The following is a 16,833-nucleotide window of genomic DNA, read 5'->3' on the forward strand; positions in this document are numbered from 1 at the left end:
GCCCAACACTACACCACACCAGAGTACCGCAATCAGCAAAAAAAACCTCACGCTGCCACCTCTTCCGCTTTGAGCACCCGCATCTTCACCAGCAGATCGGGCCGCTTGCGGGAAAGGAGCACCACCATGCCGGCGGTCATGGCCCCTTCGAGAATCCCCAGGGGAAGCTGGGTCGGGATGAAGGCTACGGCGATCTTCAGGAACAGGGGGATGAAGGGCTCGCTTCCCCTGATTCCGGCGGCCAGTTCACCCGATGTGGCGAGGTAAGTGCCCCAGTCGGCCGCAAGCCCTGCCGCGAAACCCGCCACCGCGAGGCTTCCCCCTGCGCGGCGCATCCCCCGGAACACAAACCACCCGGCAAAGGAGCCCACCACCCCCATGGAGACGATGTCGGCGCCGAGAGTCGACAGCCCCCCGTGGGCCAGGAGGAGCGCCTGGATGAGAAGCGCCACGGCGGCGATGACCACCGAGACACACGGCCCCACGAGGATGGCCGAGATGCCCGTGCCGCAGGGGTGGGAGCAGGTGCCGGCGCTGGGGACCGGGATCGGCATGCAGGAGATGATGAAGACCACTGCCGCCATGAGCCCGACCAGCGGCTTCGTGGAGAGATCGTCACGCGACATTTCGTTCAGGCGCCGAAGCCCCACTGCCAGAAACGGCGCCGCCACCGCGAACCAGAGGAGCGCCCAGCCAAAGGGGAGGATTCCCTCGGAGATGTGCATGGCGTGGGCGGGGGAAGCGCTGAAAAGCAGTAATCCAACACAGAGACACAGAGACACGGAGAAAATCCCATAAGCCGAGTTCATTTTATAGACGTGTTGTCTTTGCATAAATATACCGAGCTGTTGCACTGTTGCTTTAGCTTTTTCTCTGTGCCTCTGTGTCTCTGTGTTTAACAGCCTATCTGAGCTAAATCTTATCCCCACGCAGATCCGCCGCGAACAGCTTCCCCGCCCCCCGGGAGGCGCAGAAGTCGCCGCACATGGTGCAGGTGGCCTCGTCCTCGGGGGTGCGGCTGGCGCGGATGGCTCTGGCATCCTCCGGGAAGAGGGCCAGCTCGAACTGCTTCTGCCAGTCCAAGTCTCGGCGGGCCTTGGACATCTCCTTGTCCCGCTCCCGGCCCCGCTCCGGGTACTTGTTCATGTCGCCGATGTAGGCGGCGATCTTCGCCGCCTTCACCCCCTGGCGGACGTCCTCCTCGTTGGGAAGGGCCAGGTGCTCGGCCGGCGTGATGTAGCAGATGAGGTCGGCGCCGTAGCGGGAGGACTGGGCCGCGCCGATGGCAGCGGTGATGTGGTCGAAGCCCGGGGCCACGTCGGTGGAGATGGGGCCGAGCATGTAGTACGGCGCGCCCCCGCTCATCCGCTTCTGGAGCTGGATGTTCCCCTCCACCTCGTCCAAGGGGACATGTCCCGGTCCCTCCACGAGCATCTGGCACCCCATCTCGCGCCCCAACTCCGCCAGCTCGCAGTTGATGAGGAGCTCCTGGATCTGTGCCCGATCCGAGGAGTCGTGGATGGCGCCGGCCCGCAGCCCGTTTCCGAGGGAAAGGACCGTGTCGTATTTCCTGAGGATCGAAGTCACCCGGTCGAACTGCTCGTAGAGGGGGTTTTCCCGCCTGTTGGCCATCATCCAGGCCACCATGCTGACCCCCCCCTTGGAGACGAGGCCGCCGTAGCGGTACCCCTGCCGCTTCAGGCGCTCAATGGTATAGAGGTTGATGCCGCAGTGGACCGCCATGAAGGCCATGCCGTCCTCGCACTGCTTTTCGATCAGGTCGAAGAGCATCTCCGGATCCAGTTTATTGGGATCCCCGTACTTGCGGGCCGCCTCGCAGAAGGCCTGGTAGAGGGGGACGTTCCCCACGGGAAGATCCACGGCAGCGATCACCTCCCGCCGCACCCGGTCCAGGTCACCCCCCACGGAGAGTTCCATGAGGGTGTCGGCCCCCGCCTCCTGGGCCGCCTTGGCCTTCCGCACCTCGGCTTCGTAGTCGATGATGTCGGAGGAGGTACCGATGGAGGCGTTCACCTTGGTGCGCAGCCCCTTGCCGATGCCGACGGCCCGCGGCTTGCGGTTGTGGTTGCCGGGGATGACGATCTTCCCTTCGGCCACCATCTGCCGGACATAGTCGGGGGAAACGTGCTCTTCGGCTGCAACGGCCATCATCTGGGGAGAAATGGTCCCCTCGCGGGCGATTTCGATCTGGGTTTTCACGAATGGCTCCTTTGTGCGTAGTTTCGGCAATGGTTCACGAACGCCTCCGCCATATCCGGGCAGCTCCCGAAGTGGAGGTGGATATAGGAGGCGAGACAGTTCAGATGGCGATACCCTTCCGTTCCCAGGTCGACGCCGGCCCGGCGCACCCGGAAGAGGCGCTCCACCTCGGGAGGCATCGCCTCCATCTCGGAATAGTGAAACTCGTGCCCCCGGGCCATGGTGCCGACGGGGCCGATGATGGAGTTCGCGGCAAGCTCCACCTCACGGTACCCCAGAGCCTTGCGGCGGGGGAGCATCAGGGTGGCGATGGGAAAGATGCCGACAAATTCGTGGAACGACTCCAGATCATCCCGCATGCCGGTCACCCCCCGGGAGAGGTAGATGAATCCGCCGCACTCGGCATAGACCGGCATCCCCCCGACCACCGCCCCGCGCACCGCATCCTTCATGGGAGTGTTGTCTGCCAGGACGTCGGCGAAAACCTCCGGATACCCGCCGGGAAGGTAGAGGCCCGCAACCCCGTCGGGGAGCTCCCTGTCGGCCAGGGGAGAGAACTCCACCAGCTCCGCGCCGGCCTCACGCAGGAGCCGCAGGTTGTCCTCGTAGACGAAGCAGAAAGCGGCATCGCGGGCAACGCCGATCCGGACCGGTCCCTGACGCGGCGCATCCTGCCGCCTCTTTACATCGGACGCCCCCTGAAGAGTGGCCACGCTCCAGAGCATCCCCAGATCCACATGCTCCCGGACCACCTCCACCAGATGGTCGAGAAACTCCACCGGGAGGGGGTTCTCATCAACGGTGAAAAGCCCCAGATGCCGCGAGGGGATGGAGAGGCTCTCGTCGCGGGGGATGCACCCCAAAACCCGCACGTCGGGGAGATGGCTTTCCACTGCCTCCCGCAGGATGCGGCCGTGGGTATCGCTCGCCACGTTATTGAAGATGACCCCCACGACCCTCACATCGGGGTCGAAATCGGCGAACCCCTTCACCAGGGCGGCGACGCTGCGGGCCTGCCCCTTGGCGTCCGCCACAAGGACCACCGGCGCCCCCAGGAGCTTCGCCACCTCCGCGGTGCTCCCCTCGTCCGACACTCCGCCGATGCCATCAAAGAGCCCCATGACCCCCTCGACGACGGCGATGTCGGCGCCAGCGGCGTGGTGAAAGAAGGTCTCCTGCACGAAGTCGCCTCCGCACATCCAGCCGTCCAGGTTGACGGAGGGACGGCCACAGATGAGGCGGTGGTAACCGGGATCGATGAAGTCGGGCCCCACCTTGAAGGGGGCTACCGTGAGTCCGCGCCGCTTCAGGCACTCCATGATGCCGAGGGTGATGGTCGTCTTGCCCGACCCGCTGTGGGGCGCTGCGATGATGATTGATTTCATGACGTCAGCCGTTCACCAGCTTCACGACGGTGTTGCCGTCGGCGAAGTAGTCGATGATGTTCAGGCAGCAATAGGTCTGCTCGATGGCGAAAAGGCTCGAAAGGGGGGCGCCGATGGCGTTGAGGAGGATGATCCGGTTCACCCCGCCGTGGGCCACTACGAGGATCTCCTCACCCCGGTGACGCTCCACGATGTCATTGATGACCGGCATCACCCGGTTGTGCACGTCGAGAACGCTCTCCCCTTGGGGAACCCGGTAGTTGACGATGTCGTCGAGCCGGGCCTGCCACTCTGCAGGATACTGTTCCATGAGCTCGGGCCAGCTCTTACCCTCCCAGATCCCCACCCCCATCTCCCGCAGCTCCGGTTTCCGCACCGGCGTGAGCCCCAGGTGGGAGCCGAGCACCTCGGCCCCCCAGGCGCAGCGCCGGAGATCGCTCGTGTAAAGGGCCGTTATGGGGGCGTCCGCAAAGCGCTCCTTGATGGCGTGATACTGGCTTCGCCCCCGTTCCGAGAGCCCCACGTCAGTATGGCCGTTGTAGCGGCGCACCGGGCCGGCCCCTTCAACCTCGCCGTGGCGGATGAGATGGATCCGTGTTTTTGGTGTCATGTCGCTTTCCTTACATCCTCTGCATGCCCACAATAATCAGCAGGCAGATAATTTCGTTCAACTCACTGGCACAGCCGATGACATCACCGGTCACCCCGCCGAGGCGCCGGTGGGACCAGACCTTTGTCCCGGCCGTGAAGAGGGAGAGGACCGCCCAGCAACCGATCCCCTTCATGCCGAGAAGGAAATACGTTGCAACAAGAGTTATGGCCCCAGCCACCAGAAGCTGTGTCACGCCCGCGCCGGCGATGCAGGCGGCGCCGAGGCCGTCCTCCCGTGCCCGCCGGGCGCCCACGGTCATCTGCACCTGGGCGAAGCGGGCCACGGCCGGGAAGAAGAAGAGTGCCTGGCGCTTCACCTCGGGGAAAAGGGCCAAGAGGGCCTGGTACTTGAGGAGAAGCCCCAGCACGAGCCCCACCACCCCCACGGCGCCGATGCGCGAATCCTTCATCACCGCCAGGAAACGTTCCCGGCTCCCCCGGGCAGCCAGGCCGTCGCAGACATCGGCGAGCCCGTCGTGGTGGAGCGCCCCGGTCATGGCCGCCAGGAGCGCCACGAGGAGAAGGTCCTCAACCGGGCGCGGCAGAAACTCCGCCAGGAGAAAGTCAGCCCCGGCCAGGCCCCCCCCGATGGTGAGCCCCGCCAGGGGAAAGAACGCCATGGAGCGCCCCAGGTCGTTCTCCTCCCAGCGGAGGGTGAACGGCAGGGGGATGATGGTCAGGAACTGGAGGGCGATGAAATAGAGTCTCAATATTCCCCTTCCGCCACGCCGGCCTCCGCGAAAGTGGCCATCTCTTTCAGAATCTTGACTCCCGCGTCGATGAGCCCCATGGCAAGGGCCGCTCCGGTACCCTCGCCGAGGCGCAGGTGCAGATCGAGGATCGGTTCCGCGCCGATCCGCTCTAGCATGAACCGGTGGCCGATCTCCACCGACTCGTGGGCCGCGAAAATGTACTCCTTCACCGTGGGGCAAAGCTCACAGGCAATGAGGGCGCCGGCCGTGGAGATGAAGCCGTCCACCACCACCGGAATCCGATTGGCGGCGCAGCCGAGGACGAGGCCGGCGATGCCGGCGATCTCCAGCCCCCCCACCTTGGCGAGGACGTCGATGGGGTCCTTCGGGTCGGGGCGGTTCACGGCAAGGGCCTGCTCGATGATCGTGATCTTCTTCGCCAGTGCCGAGTCATTGATGCCGGTTCCCCGGTGGGTCACGTCGGCAACGGTTTTCCCGGAGAAGGCGGCGATGATGGCCGATGCCGCCGTCGTGTTGCCGATTCCCATCTCCCCGGTACCCGCCATGGCAACTCCGTCGGTCTTGCAGCCGCGGGCCAGTTCGATCCCCGCTTCCAGGGCCGTCACGGCCTCCTCCCGGGTCATGGCCGGCCCCTTCGCCATGTTGCGGGTACCTCGGGCCACCTTGCGGCCGATGAGGCCGGGGGTGTCGCCGAAATCATGGTCGATCCCCATGTCCACCACGAGGACATCGGCACCCACGTGGTTGGCAAGCACGTTGATCCCGGCCCCCCCCTTGAGGAAGTTGAATACCATCTGGACCGTCACCTCCTTCGGGAAGGCGGAAACCCCCTCCTCCACAACCCCGTGATCGGCGGCGAAGGTGAAGATCGCCTTCTTCGCCGTGGAGGGGTCCAGGCTCCCGCTAATGGCCACGTAGCGCCGGGCGAACTCCTCCAGGCGGCCGAGGGAACCGATGGGCTTGGTCTTGTTGTCGAGCCGCGCCTGGGCCTGGGCCATGAGGCCGGCGTCCACGGGACGGATATTTGACAGGGTTTCGGTCAGCAGAGTCATAGAGTACCTCGTTTCAAGATTATCGTAGGGGCGCTGTTTGCTGCGCCCTTCTTCAACCGCATAAGGGCACGGCAAGCAGCGCCCCTACACATTCACTTCAATTTCAGCGGCAGTCCGCTGAAGGTTACGTAAACCTCGCCGGCCGCGGCGGCGATCATCTCATTGGCCTCGCCGGCCAAGTCGCGGAACTGGCGGGCAAGCCGGTTCTCGGGAACAATCCCCATCCCCACCTCGTTGGAGACGAGGACCAGCGGGGTCGTGAGGTGGGGAAAAAGTGACGTCAACTCTTTGACCCGCACCACACACCGGGCAGGATCGTCGCAGGCAAGAAGGAGATTCGTGAGCCAGAGGGTCACACAGTCCACGAGGATGGCGCTGAAGCGGCCGTCGTTTTCCCGGAGCGCCCCGGTCAGATCAAGCGGCTCTTCGATGGTGGTCCAGTCGTCACCCCGCCGCTGCCGGTGGCGGGCAATCCGCTCCGCCATCTCCCCGTCCCCAGCGGTTCCGGTGGCCAGGTAGCCCAGGGGGGCGCCGAACCCGCCCGCAATGCGCTCGGCCAGCCGGCTCTTGCCGCTGCGGGCTCCCCCGGTTATGAAAATCACTGACGCCATAAATGAAAACCCCGCCTCCTGAAGGAAAGCGGGGTCCAAAAACCGGTGAAAAGCCGAACGCCGGGCCTCGGAGCCTCTTCCACGGAGGTCCTGTCAAGCTGACGGTCAGGCAGGTTTCCTGGCTCACGGATCACTTTACTCGCCGCGCCTTCCCGGGGTTTCACCATGGAAACCAGTCAGTGGCATCGTTGCGGTTTTCATCACCGTTTACAGTTGCGGGACAGCAAGGGATTCGCACCCTTTTCCCTTTTACCTTTCACCCTATGGCAAAAGCACCTGAACGCTAAATGTATTGTGTTGTACCGATAGTTCTAGCAGAGGGGGGGGTAGAAAGTCAACGGTTGAAACAGGTCCTTCACTCGCCCGACTCCTCCTGCTCCTCCTGGCCGGCAGCCAGAATTGCCTCTATCCGGGCCCATACCTCGTCGCGCCCCTCCTTGGAGAGTGCTGAGAAGAAAGCCATCTCGTCCCGGGCGAGCCCCAGGGTCCGGATAATGACCGCCGCCTGCCGGGCACGCTCGTTCTTGGACACCTTGTCGCACTTGGTCACCACCACAAGAGCTGGAATGTCGTAGGCCCGCAGCCACTGGAGCATCAACTGGTCCTCCTCCGTGGGGACCCGGCGGATGTCGACTATAAGCACCACGCACCCCAGGTTGGGACGGGTAGAGAGGTAAGTCTCCACCATGGGGCCCCACTCCTTTTTCACGGCCAGGGGAACCTTGGCGAAGCCGTAGCCGGGAAGGTCCACCAGCATGAGGCTTCCGTTGACCCGAAAGAAGTTGATGAGCTGGGTCCGGCCAGGCGTGGAACTGGTCCGGACGAGCCCCTTGCGGTTCACGAGGACGTTGATAAGTGACGATTTTCCGACATTGGAGCGGCCGGCAAAGGCCACCTCCGGGAGCTCCGCCGGGGGGTAATGGGCCGGCCTGGTGCCGCTCGTGACGAATTCCGCGTTTGTTACGTTCACCGTTATCTCCCTGTCACTGCTTCGTTGGTGCCGGGTACAGTCATACCATCTCGGCGAGTTCCGCGCAATCGGATAGAGGTATGGGCGAGGTATTTGCAGAGTACGGGGAGAGACTTTTTTCGCCGCACATTCGCCACGCGCGACAGGTAATATACCATGAACAAAGAACTCGAAACCCTCATCATGTCCGCCGTCGACCTCCCGACGATCCCCGTGGTAGCCACCAAGGTCATCGAACTGATCGAGCAGGAGGACGTCACCATCGAAAAGCTGGCCACGGCCGTATCCTCCGACCCGGCCGTGGCGGCACGCATCCTCAAGCTCTCCAACTCGGCCTACTACGGCTGCCAGCGGCAGATCAACACCCTCTCCGCCGCCATCATGCTCCTGGGCTTCAAGACCCTGAAGAGCCTTGTTATCGCCGCATCGCTCAAGCAGCTCAACAGGCGGTTCGGCCTCACGGAGAAAATGCTTTGGGAACACTCCGTGGGCGCGGCCCTGGCGGGAAGGGTCATCGCCTCCCAGGGAAGGTTCATCAACGAGGAAACTGGCTTTCTGGTGGGGCTTTTCCACGACCTGGGCAAGACCATCATGAGCAACCGTGACCCCCAGAAGTTCCAGGGGGTAATGATGCGCTGCTACAACGAAGGGATTCCCTTCGCGGAGGCGGAGAAGAGCGTTTACCCCTACTCCCATGCCGAAGTGGGGGCACTGGTCATCCGGAAGTGGAATTTCCCGGAGGCACTCTCCACCGCCATCATGTACCACCACCAGTTCGAGAGCGCCCCCATCACCGACCAGTACGACCTCTTCCTCACCGCCACGGCGAGTCTGGCCAACAAGTTCTGCAAGAAGCTCGGCATCGGCGACCGGGACGCCGACGAGGAACTGGACCTGGCGCACTCACCGGAGGCGATGCTCCTAGGCTACACCAAGGAATCCGTCGAAAAGGCGGTGGAAGTGTTCCAGGAAACATTTGAGGAGAACAAGAGTTTCTTTCTTGAATGATTAACACTCTTTCCTGAAACACGAAGAGGGAAGCCTGATGGCTTCCCTCTTCGTGTTTCAGGGGCACAGAGGTCTATTGAACCGTCCAGACCGCCGCAGTGGCCGCCGCCGCGTCCTGCCAGGTGCCACCCACATTCTTCCCGATGACCGAAAGCACATGGGTGCCGCTTTCAAGCCCCACGAAGCTGCGGGTCTGGGCAACGGGAATCTCGGCCGACCAGACGCCGCTGTCCAGCTTGTACTTGTAGGCCGTCACAAAGTCGCCGGAGACTGCAAGAGTGGCGGTGGTGGCCGCGGTTGTCCCCGAGGGTACGCCGGAAATCAGGGTGGTCGGCGGCAATGCATAGACGGCGCTCTTTACGGCCTCGGCATTGCCGGCGGCGTCTACGGCGAAATACTTGAGGGTCGTGGTCGTCGTGACCGTCACCGGGCCCGTATACTTGGGTGACGCCGCGGTAGGCGCAACGCCGGTGGTGGTGTAGTAGATGGTCGCCGTCTCGTTCGCCGAGAGGGTGATTGTCTGCGGCGAGCCGTAGGTACCAGCAGGAAGCGAGGCCGTCGTAACCGGCTTGACCAGATCAATGGTCCAACTGACGGTGGTGGGAGTGCTTTGCCACGTGCCGGCTGCGTTTTTGCCATATACCGACACGGTGTGGCTCCCCGCCGTCAGACCGGTTTTGGCGATTTTGGTGCTGATGAGGGTTTCGGCCGACTGCGCACCGCCATCGATGCTGTACTTGTAGGCGGTTACCCCTGCCCCTCCCACGGTCAGTGAAACAGAGGTGAGCTTGGTTGGCGCGGCAGGCACGCCGGTCACCACTGCCGCCAGCGGCAAGGTATAGAGGCGGCTCTGCACCGTCTCGATGTTGCCGGCTGTGTCCACTGCAAAAAATTTGAGGGTCGTCGTGGCGTTTACTGCTATCGGCCCCGTGTATTTCGGCGATGCGATGGTAGGCGTCAACCCGGTGGTGGTGTAGTAAATGGTTGCCGTTTCGCTGGCGGAAAGGGTCACCGCCTGTGGCGCAGCATAGGTCCCACCGGCCAGCGACGCGCTCGTGACCGGCTTGACCGTGTCCACGGTCCAGGTGGCGGTGATGGGTGAAATCTGCCATGCACCGCTGCCTCCATTTTTACCCTTGACCTGGAGAGTCTTCACCCCGGACGTGAGGCCGGAAAGGGAAATCTTGGTGGCGACCGGCGTCTCGGCCGACCAGGTGGTTCCGCTGTCAAGGCTGTACTGGTACGCCGTTACCCCGGGGCCGCCAACCGTGATGAGGGCGGTGGCCAGCTTGGTCAGGGAAGCGGGAACGCCTGTAAGGGTAGCCGTCGGCGGGAAGTTGTACGTCTGGCTCTTCACCGTCTCGGTATTGCCGGCGGCGTCCTTGGCGAAATACTTGATGGTCATCGTGTTGGTGACCGGGATTGCTCCCGTGTACTTGGGCGACGCAGTGGTCGGTGTGGTGCCGTTGGTGGTGTAATAGATGGTAGCGGTTTCGCTGGCGGAAAGGGTTACGGACTGTGCCATGGAATAAATCCCGCCAGTGGGAGACGCAGTGGTCGCCGGTATAGTGAGATCAATGGTCCACGTGGCCGTGGTCGGCGCCGTCTGCCAGACGCCTGCCGACGTCTTGCCCCGCACCGAGAGGGTGTGGCTCCCCGCAGCAAGGCCGGTTTTGGCTATCTTTGTGGTGATCGGCATCTCGGCCGACTCGGTCCCGCCGTCGAAAATGTATTTGTAGGTCACATAGGTGCCGGTCACACCGACGGTGGCACTCGTCAGCTTGGTCAAGGCAGTGGGGACACCGGTCAGCTTCACGCCGGCCGGCACGGCATAGATTTGGGTCTTGACCGCTTCCGCGTTCCCCGCTGGATCGACCGCGAAATACTTGAGGGTGGCCGGCGGGGTCACGGTTATGGGGGAGGAATACACCGACGAAGAGGTGGTGGGGACGGCACCGTTGGTGGTGTAGTAGATGGTGGCCGTCTCGTTGGCCGCCAGGGTTACGGTCTGAGCCGACGTGTAGGTTCCCCCGGCCGGAGAAGCGGTAGTGGTCGGGGCGGTGACGTCCGTCGTCCAGTTGAGGGAGGTGGGCGTCGAGGTCGACTGCCAGTTTCCGGCCTCATCCCTGCCCACGACCGACAAGGTATGGGTGCCGGTGGTTACGCCGACGATATTCATGGCGGTCACGCCGGGGATTTCCGCGGACCAGGCGCCCGCGTCTATCTTGTACCTGTAGCCGGCAACGCCGCTCACGCTGAAGCCGAAGGTCGATGCCTTGATCACGCCTCCAAGGGAACCGTTGGCCACGATCACGGCCGTAGGCGCTGTAGTATCCAGGGTAATTGTGGCGGAATTAATGTCGGAATCAAGACTGTAGAGGTTTCGGAACTGCACATAGACCGTCTTCGCGCCATCCCCGGAAGAGAGTGTCCAGGATTTGAAATTCCCATACTGTTCCCACGCACTCCAGGTGCTGTTGTCGTTACTGAAGCGCATATGGGAAAGGGGGGCGCTTCCCCCGGTCGCCGTCATGGTCAGGGTAACCGTGGACGAATTGCAGAGCACCGCGCCACCGTTGATCTTCACGGAACCACTCGGGACTGCAGCATTAACGCTGAACGTGGCTGTTAGTTGGCTGCCGGAGCGGACGATGTTGGAGACACTGACACCGGTGTTGTATGCCGCATAACTGCTGCTGGAGGGAGCCGTCCCGGGACCAAACGCAATGCCCGGCACATAGAAGTCGCCGGCATCGGCAGAATTGTAGGAGAGGTTTTTCTCGATCTCCTCCAATCCGTCGGCTTCCATGAGGCGGAGCAGTTTGTGGGAAGAATCAGAGTTGTTGTAGACGTAATTGGTGCCTCCGGCATTGAGGGTGGCATCAACGTGCCAGATCAGGAGTCCGTCGTTGGGAATGCCGCTGTCGTTACCGGTGCGGTAGCGGTTCTGCACCATGAAATATTCATCGAACAGATCGCCGGAGGTGATTGCTGGCATAATGAGGACCGCATCCGGCGACGTGGCAGAGGGGTTGAGGGTTATGGTCTGGCTGCCGCTCGCAACCACCGTGGGGGACAGCCAGTCCAGCACCCACTTATTGAAAGCGTTATGGTCGCCCCAGGTGTGGTCCATCATGTCGAGGCCCCCCAAGCCCCCCTTCGGTCCCGAGGCGTCATTGTAATCGTAGTAGTCGGGAAGCCCAAGGGCATGGCCGGTTTCGTGGATCGTGACCAGGGGCTTGAACTGCTGCCCGTAGGGGCTCCCCTCCCACTGCCAGGAATACTTGCCGAGACGCTTTCCGTCGAGGAGATAGCTGGAATCAGAGAACGAGGTGGCGTAGCCCCACCAGAACGACGCCCAAGCGCCAGCCGGACCGGTCCAGATCACGAGGAAGTAGTCGATCTTGCCATCGCCGTTGTTGTCGTACTGGGAGAAGTCGTGGCCTTGGGCGTCAAAGTAATTGAGCGCCTCTTTGATGAGGTTCTCGCGGCCGGTGATGGTTTGAGCAACTGTGCTCCGGTTATAAGCCGGACGATACCAGCCGAGCGTCGCACCGGAGAACGTAAGGAGTCCGTAGGAGGAACGGTTGTAGTAGGCGGCAAGGCTCTCGTAGGGGGCATCAGCCGGGTTGCCGGAGCCGAACAGCACACTGTCCACGTTGGCCTGAGTGGTTTGGGCATTGTAGTCGTTAAAATCAATGAGGAGCGCAAAGATCTTCACGGTCCCCGTGGTCGGCATGCCGGTCCAGGCGGGAGGCGGAGCGTAGGTGCCGGCCATCTGGTCCACGTCGCTCGGGGCGAATCCTTGCGCTTGGAGCGCCTTGCGCTTGGCCTTGTTGACCGCCCTCTTGACCAGTTCCGGGTCGATCTTGTTGTTGCCGACCTCATCGGCGAACTTCCGGCGGTTCTCAAACTCGCCCGACGCTTTGAGCTGCTCGATCTCTCCCGGCCGCGGCAACTGCATGGCAACGGCCGGCATTGATGCTGTGGCCAGCAGTATGCCGCACACGGCGGCAGGAAGTGCCCGACTGACCCAAGCGGCAACTTTTTTTGAAACTCCCATGGCATGACCTCCGTTAACCAATGAAAAGTCCCGTCCATGGGTAACCCAGTTATTTCACCACAACTCGTAAAACTATTTGCTCCTAATATCTTATCGACACCAACAGAAAAAACTTTTGCATCATATTGATTTATAGAAATAAAATTGTATTTCACCCTCTGTCTAGCAAAAAAAGACGAACAGTATCGCGCTGAGAATACCTGCCATTTAACGACAAAACAGACTAAAGGATTCGTCAAAGGTGTTAAGATGAATTTACAGGGAGAGATTGGAAAGGAGGGAGCTTGACACTCAAGTCATAGATTTGACAAAAATTAACGACCGACAACAGACACCGAAAAGACACAAAGACGCACGTCACCACTTCCGCCACTGGCAGGCGGATCGGCAACCGCGAAACTACGGCCATTCAGAAGAAATCAGACTTTTTCCCTGATTATCAGCCCCTTAAGTTCATCAAGGGCCTTTGCTATTTTCAAAGCTGCTTCAGACGGGATCTGCCTGATCACGTCGCCGCTCTTGCGATTCACAACCTTGACCACCACCTTTTCGGTATCATTGTCAATGGTGAACTGGAGATCGCTGGTAAACGCCTCGATGAATTCGTTGATCTTGTCGGCTGCCGCTTGCACCCGTTCTTCCTGCTCCGCGGGCGACAGTTCCTTCAGGGCCGTCTTCGGTAGTTCGACCTTTACTGCAGCTTCCCTGTTTCGCTCTTCTGCCTGGGGCTTAACCACTTCCGACACAGTTGCGCCGCCCGGCAATACCCTGGCCACATTGGAAAATTCCACGTTCATGGGGTTCCTCCTTGACTGCTGATATCCCTTATGCACCGTATCGGTTGGACCAGCCAAATCTTGAATATTTTTTTGCTTCCACAACGTTCTACCACCCCGAAAAATCGCAATTTTTTAGTAATACCGATAAACTATGCATATTTGTCGCCCCCAGCATGGCATGACAGTTGCTGCCTAGTGCATGGCTTTTTCTAAAGTATTTTGCAATACAACCGAAACGGAAAGAGAGAGCCGACACGATCCCTTCTCGACCAAAGGTGCCCCATGATCAAGCTGACACGCCTCGACGGAAGCGAATTCTTCGTCAATCCCGATCTCATCGAGACCATCGAAGAGACCCCCGACACCCACATCACCCTTGTCAACGGCAAGAAGTACCTGGTTCTCGAAAAGACCCCGGCCATCGTCGACAAGATTGTCACCTTCAAGGCACTCGTGCTCCACCGTGCCAATCCGGGCAAGGGGAAGAAGTACCTCTTCCGGAAGAAGATGGCCGTTTACCGCCTTTGCTGCATGCTTGAGGACTGAATCTTGCAAAACCCACTACAATTAATCTTCTTACGGGACCATTAACGCATGGATATAGCAACAATCATCGGTTTGGTAATGGGCTTCGGGGCCATCTTCGGCGGTGCGCTTCTGGAGGGGCTCCACATCGGTGCCCTCATTCAGCCCACCGCCGCACTCATCGTGCTCGGGGGCACCTTCGGCGCCGCCTTCGTGAGCTTCCCCCTGAAGACAATCATCGGCGCGGCAAAGGACATCAAGAAAGTTCTTTTCCCTCCCCATAACGATCCGGAAAAGGTCATCAAGGAGATTATCGGCTACGCGGCAAAAGCTCGACGCAACGGCCTCATCTCTCTTGAGCAGGAGGCCCAGAACGTCAAAGACGCCTTTACCAAGAAAGGAATCTCGCTGGTGGTTGACGGCATAGATCCCCAGAAACTGCGGGAAACCCTGGAGATCGAAATCACCTACTACGAAGAGCACGCCAAGCAGAGCGCCGAATTTTTCGAGGCGGCCGGCGGTTACGCCCCCACCATCGGTATCATCGGTGCCGTCCTCGGCCTCATCCACGTAATGGGTAACCTGTCTGACTCCTCCAAGCTGGGGGCGGGCATCGCCGTCGCGTTCGTTGCAACCATCTATGGCCTCATGACCGCAAACATCGTCTGCCTCCCCTTCGGCACCAAGATCAAGCATGGCATCAAGGAAGATCTCATCTGCAAGAGCATGATCGTCGAAGGGCTCATCGCCATCCAGAACGGCGAAAACCCCCACTTCATCGAACAGAAGCTGAAGGCCTTCGTCCAGGAGGGCGGCGGCGAGAAGAAAGGGAAGTAATCGCCCATGGCCAGACCCAAGAAACACGAGAAGGAACCCAACCACGAACGGTGGCTCGTCTCCTACGCCGACTTCATCACTCTCCTCTTCGCGGTCTTCGTGACCCTTTACGCCATGGGGCAGCAGGACAAGAAGAAGGTGGAGCAGGTGATGCAGTCCCTGCGGGAATCCTTCGGCTTCACCACCATCCAGGGTTCCGCGGCCAAGCCGGTGGTGATCGACTCCACCGACCTCCGGATCATTCCCACTATCACCCCCGACCTCCTCAACAAGGGACGGAGTCAGGGACAGAAGATGGGGGGAAGAGCCCGGGCGGAAGAAAAGGATTTCCGGGCCATCAAGGCGGCCATGGAGGCCTATCTGGTCAAACAGGGGGCACAGGCAAAGGTCAGCGTGGGGATCACCCAGAGAGGGCTCGTAGTGAGCCTCAAGGAGGCGGGCTTCTTCGATTCGGGAAGCGCCATCGTGCGTGAGAGCGCCTATCCCCTTCTCGCCAAGGTGGCGGAATCCCTGGCCGGTTATTCCAATGCGGTCAGGGTCGAAGGACATACCGACACCATGCCGATCAGCTCTGCCCTCTTCCCCTCCAACTGGGAACTCTCCACGGCACGGGCCACCAACATCGTCCACTTCCTGACCAAATCCTACGATTTCCAGCCGTCCGCCATCTCGGCCGCCGGCTTCGGCGAATATCGCCCCATTGCCGACAACGCCACCGCCGAAGGGCGGTCAAAGAACCGCCGGGTCGATATCGTGCTCCTCTCGGGCGAAGGGGAAAAGGCGGAGCCGGAAACGACGCAAAAACCGTAGCGACAGCTGATTTTCTTATAGCGGGTACGAAAAGAAAAAGGGCCGGGGAGATTTCTTCCCGGCCCTTTTGTCTGCAAGCGACAATACCTGCCCACCCTTCATCGAACCCGCTCGTTCTTTGCCATGAGCTCGCGCCGCTGCTCATTGAAAAGATAGGAAATAATCGCCTCCCGGTCCCGGTCGACGATCATGACGAACTTGAGTGACATCGAGTAGTGCTGGCCCGGCTCCCTGCTCAGGGTTATCTCCTGGCAGCGGAGCGCCTCGGCGACCACGTAGATTGCCCGGGGCTGAGGAAGCGGCAGGAAAAGGGTCAACCTTACCAGCGTACCCGATTCCACCAGACGGGAAACCCGCAGACGCATCCCCCCGCCGCTCAGGTTTGTCCGCACTGGCGGGACGTCCTCCCCATCCCAATCAACGACCTTCGGGCCGTCGGCAGTCGGCACTATCTCGGGCGGGCGGCAGAATACCCGCCGGTCCGAGTTCCAGTCGGCCTCCGCATCCTCGGGGGCAACATTATCGAGCACCTTGTAGAGCACCGGCAGCGACACGTCGAGCCGAAAGTACTCCCGCCGCTGGGTCTCCTTGACCTCACCAACCAGCCGGATGGAAAACTGACGGTCATCGCGAACCGTCTCCACCCGGGCGTCGCAACGGCACAGTGCTCCGCCGGTCCAGACAGATACCCACGCCTCGGCCCCCGTCTGCACCGCGCCACGGGGAGGCTGTTCGTTGCCGTACAGTTCGAGCCAGGCAAGATCCCCCTTCAGGGAGGTGATGGCGGCGGTCCCGTCGAAGGACCCGCCTCCGCCGAGACGGATGGCAATATTGATCTTCTGGAGCTCTTCAAAGTAATTGCTGTAGTCAGTCGACATCGACAGCGATCCTCAGGGCAAACTAAAATTCTAGCAATCCGTGTCACCGGATTCATATCATACCGTATTGTATCGGCATCAGACGACATTTCTTTAGTTCCATACTTGTCATCTCATGTCAAGAGATACTAATCCTGATCACTCCACTGGCCCATCGAGAGTCAAAATTCAGTCACTCCCCACTCCAAGCAATAATCCCGGCCATCCTCCACTGCAAAATCCCTTCAACAAACAGGCGGTTTTCAGGCATCCGCATCGCTTCTTCTCTGTTTTTTGACACATACTTGACGGCACTTTCCTTGCAGTGCCAACTAACAACAAAAACTCTGTT

At 60.9% G+C, this 16,833-nt stretch carries 15 protein-coding genes and 1 riboswitch; of the genes, 4 read left to right on the forward strand and 11 right to left on the reverse strand.

Translation table 11 applies throughout. From position 1 onward, the window contains the following. Nucleotides 1-47: 47 nt before the first annotated feature. From KI811_RS18625 to yihA, 8 genes are all read right to left on the reverse strand, one after another. Entirely contained in the window at nt 48-809 is a 762-nt protein-coding gene (locus KI811_RS18625; protein WP_425513822.1) for an energy-coupling factor ABC transporter permease, read from the reverse strand. A gap of 103 nt (nt 810-912) precedes the next feature. Beyond that, nucleotides 913-2,220, reverse strand: a complete 1,308-nt coding sequence (gene thiC / locus KI811_RS10315) for a phosphomethylpyrimidine synthase ThiC (protein WP_214186396.1) — start codon at nt 2,218-2,220, stop codon at nt 913-915. Further along, on the reverse strand, nt 2,217-3,605 hold the full coding sequence (locus KI811_RS10320) for a cobyrinic acid a,c-diamide synthase CobB (protein ID WP_214186397.1): 1,389 nt from the start codon (nt 3,603-3,605) through the stop codon (nt 2,217-2,219). Before KI811_RS10320 ends, thiC begins: the two co-directional genes overlap by 4 nt. Nucleotides 3,606-3,609: 4 nt before the next feature. Then, entirely contained in the window at nt 3,610-4,215 is a 606-nt protein-coding gene (gene cobC / locus KI811_RS10325; RefSeq protein WP_214186398.1) for an alpha-ribazole phosphatase, read from the reverse strand. A 10-nt stretch (nt 4,216-4,225) separates the two neighbouring features. Beyond that, nucleotides 4,226-4,966, reverse strand: coding sequence for an adenosylcobinamide-GDP ribazoletransferase (gene cobS / locus KI811_RS10330; RefSeq protein ID WP_214186399.1), 741 nt, complete (start codon nt 4,964-4,966; stop codon nt 4,226-4,228). Further along, nucleotides 4,963-6,021, reverse strand: coding sequence for a nicotinate-nucleotide--dimethylbenzimidazole phosphoribosyltransferase (gene cobT / locus KI811_RS10335; protein WP_214186400.1), 1,059 nt, complete (start codon nt 6,019-6,021; stop codon nt 4,963-4,965). Before cobT ends, cobS begins: the two co-directional genes overlap by 4 nt. 92 nt (nt 6,022-6,113) lie before the next feature. Beyond that, complete coding sequence (gene cobU, locus KI811_RS10340; protein ID WP_214186401.1) at nt 6,114-6,632, reverse strand: bifunctional adenosylcobinamide kinase/adenosylcobinamide-phosphate guanylyltransferase; 519 nt, start codon at nt 6,630-6,632, stop codon at nt 6,114-6,116. A gap of 91 nt (nt 6,633-6,723) precedes the next feature. Next, a riboswitch (cobalamin riboswitch) is annotated at nt 6,724-6,927 on the reverse strand. A 60-nt stretch (nt 6,928-6,987) separates the two neighbouring features. After that, nucleotides 6,988-7,602: a ribosome biogenesis GTP-binding protein YihA/YsxC gene (yihA, locus tag KI811_RS10345; RefSeq protein WP_214186402.1), complete on the reverse strand. Its 615-nt coding sequence runs from the start codon at nt 7,600-7,602 to the stop codon at nt 6,988-6,990. 156 nt (nt 7,603-7,758) lie between these two features. Here yihA and KI811_RS10350 point away from each other — a divergent pair, with 156 nt between their 5' ends. Next, entirely contained in the window at nt 7,759-8,610 is an 852-nt protein-coding gene (locus KI811_RS10350; protein ID WP_214186403.1) for an HDOD domain-containing protein, read from the forward strand. Between the two features lie 73 nt (nt 8,611-8,683). Here KI811_RS10350 and KI811_RS18630 read toward each other — a convergent pair whose 3' ends face one another. Both KI811_RS18630 and KI811_RS10375 read right to left on the reverse strand, forming a co-directional pair. Next, nucleotides 8,684-12,673, reverse strand: a complete 3,990-nt coding sequence (locus KI811_RS18630; RefSeq protein ID WP_246551649.1) for a chitobiase/beta-hexosaminidase C-terminal domain-containing protein — start codon at nt 12,671-12,673, stop codon at nt 8,684-8,686. Between the two features lie 419 nt (nt 12,674-13,092). Continuing rightward, entirely contained in the window at nt 13,093-13,470 is a 378-nt protein-coding gene (locus KI811_RS10375; protein WP_214186404.1) for a flagellar protein FlaG, read from the reverse strand. Between the two features lie 264 nt (nt 13,471-13,734). Here KI811_RS10375 and KI811_RS10380 point away from each other — a divergent pair, with 264 nt between their 5' ends. From KI811_RS10380 to KI811_RS10390, 3 genes are read left to right on the forward strand one after another with little or no spacing between them, the layout of a single operon-like run. Then, nucleotides 13,735-13,998, forward strand: a complete 264-nt coding sequence (locus KI811_RS10380; RefSeq protein ID WP_214186405.1) for a flagellar FlbD family protein — start codon at nt 13,735-13,737, stop codon at nt 13,996-13,998. Nucleotides 13,999-14,046: 48 nt separating this feature from the next. Next, entirely contained in the window at nt 14,047-14,814 is a 768-nt protein-coding gene (locus KI811_RS10385; RefSeq protein ID WP_214186406.1) for a flagellar motor protein, read from the forward strand. 6 nt (nt 14,815-14,820) lie between these two features. After that, nucleotides 14,821-15,624: a flagellar motor protein MotB gene (locus tag KI811_RS10390; RefSeq protein WP_214186407.1), complete on the forward strand. Its 804-nt coding sequence runs from the start codon at nt 14,821-14,823 to the stop codon at nt 15,622-15,624. A gap of 98 nt (nt 15,625-15,722) precedes the next feature. Here KI811_RS10390 and KI811_RS10395 read toward each other — a convergent pair whose 3' ends face one another. Beyond that, nucleotides 15,723-16,502, reverse strand: a complete 780-nt coding sequence (locus tag KI811_RS10395; RefSeq protein WP_214186408.1) for a PilZ-like domain-containing protein — start codon at nt 16,500-16,502, stop codon at nt 15,723-15,725. Between the last annotated feature and the right edge of the window lie 331 nt (nt 16,503-16,833).

This window comes from Geobacter hydrogenophilus, assembly GCF_018501225.1.
Taxonomy (GTDB): Bacteria; Desulfobacterota; Desulfuromonadia; order Geobacterales; family Geobacteraceae; genus Geobacter; species Geobacter hydrogenophilus.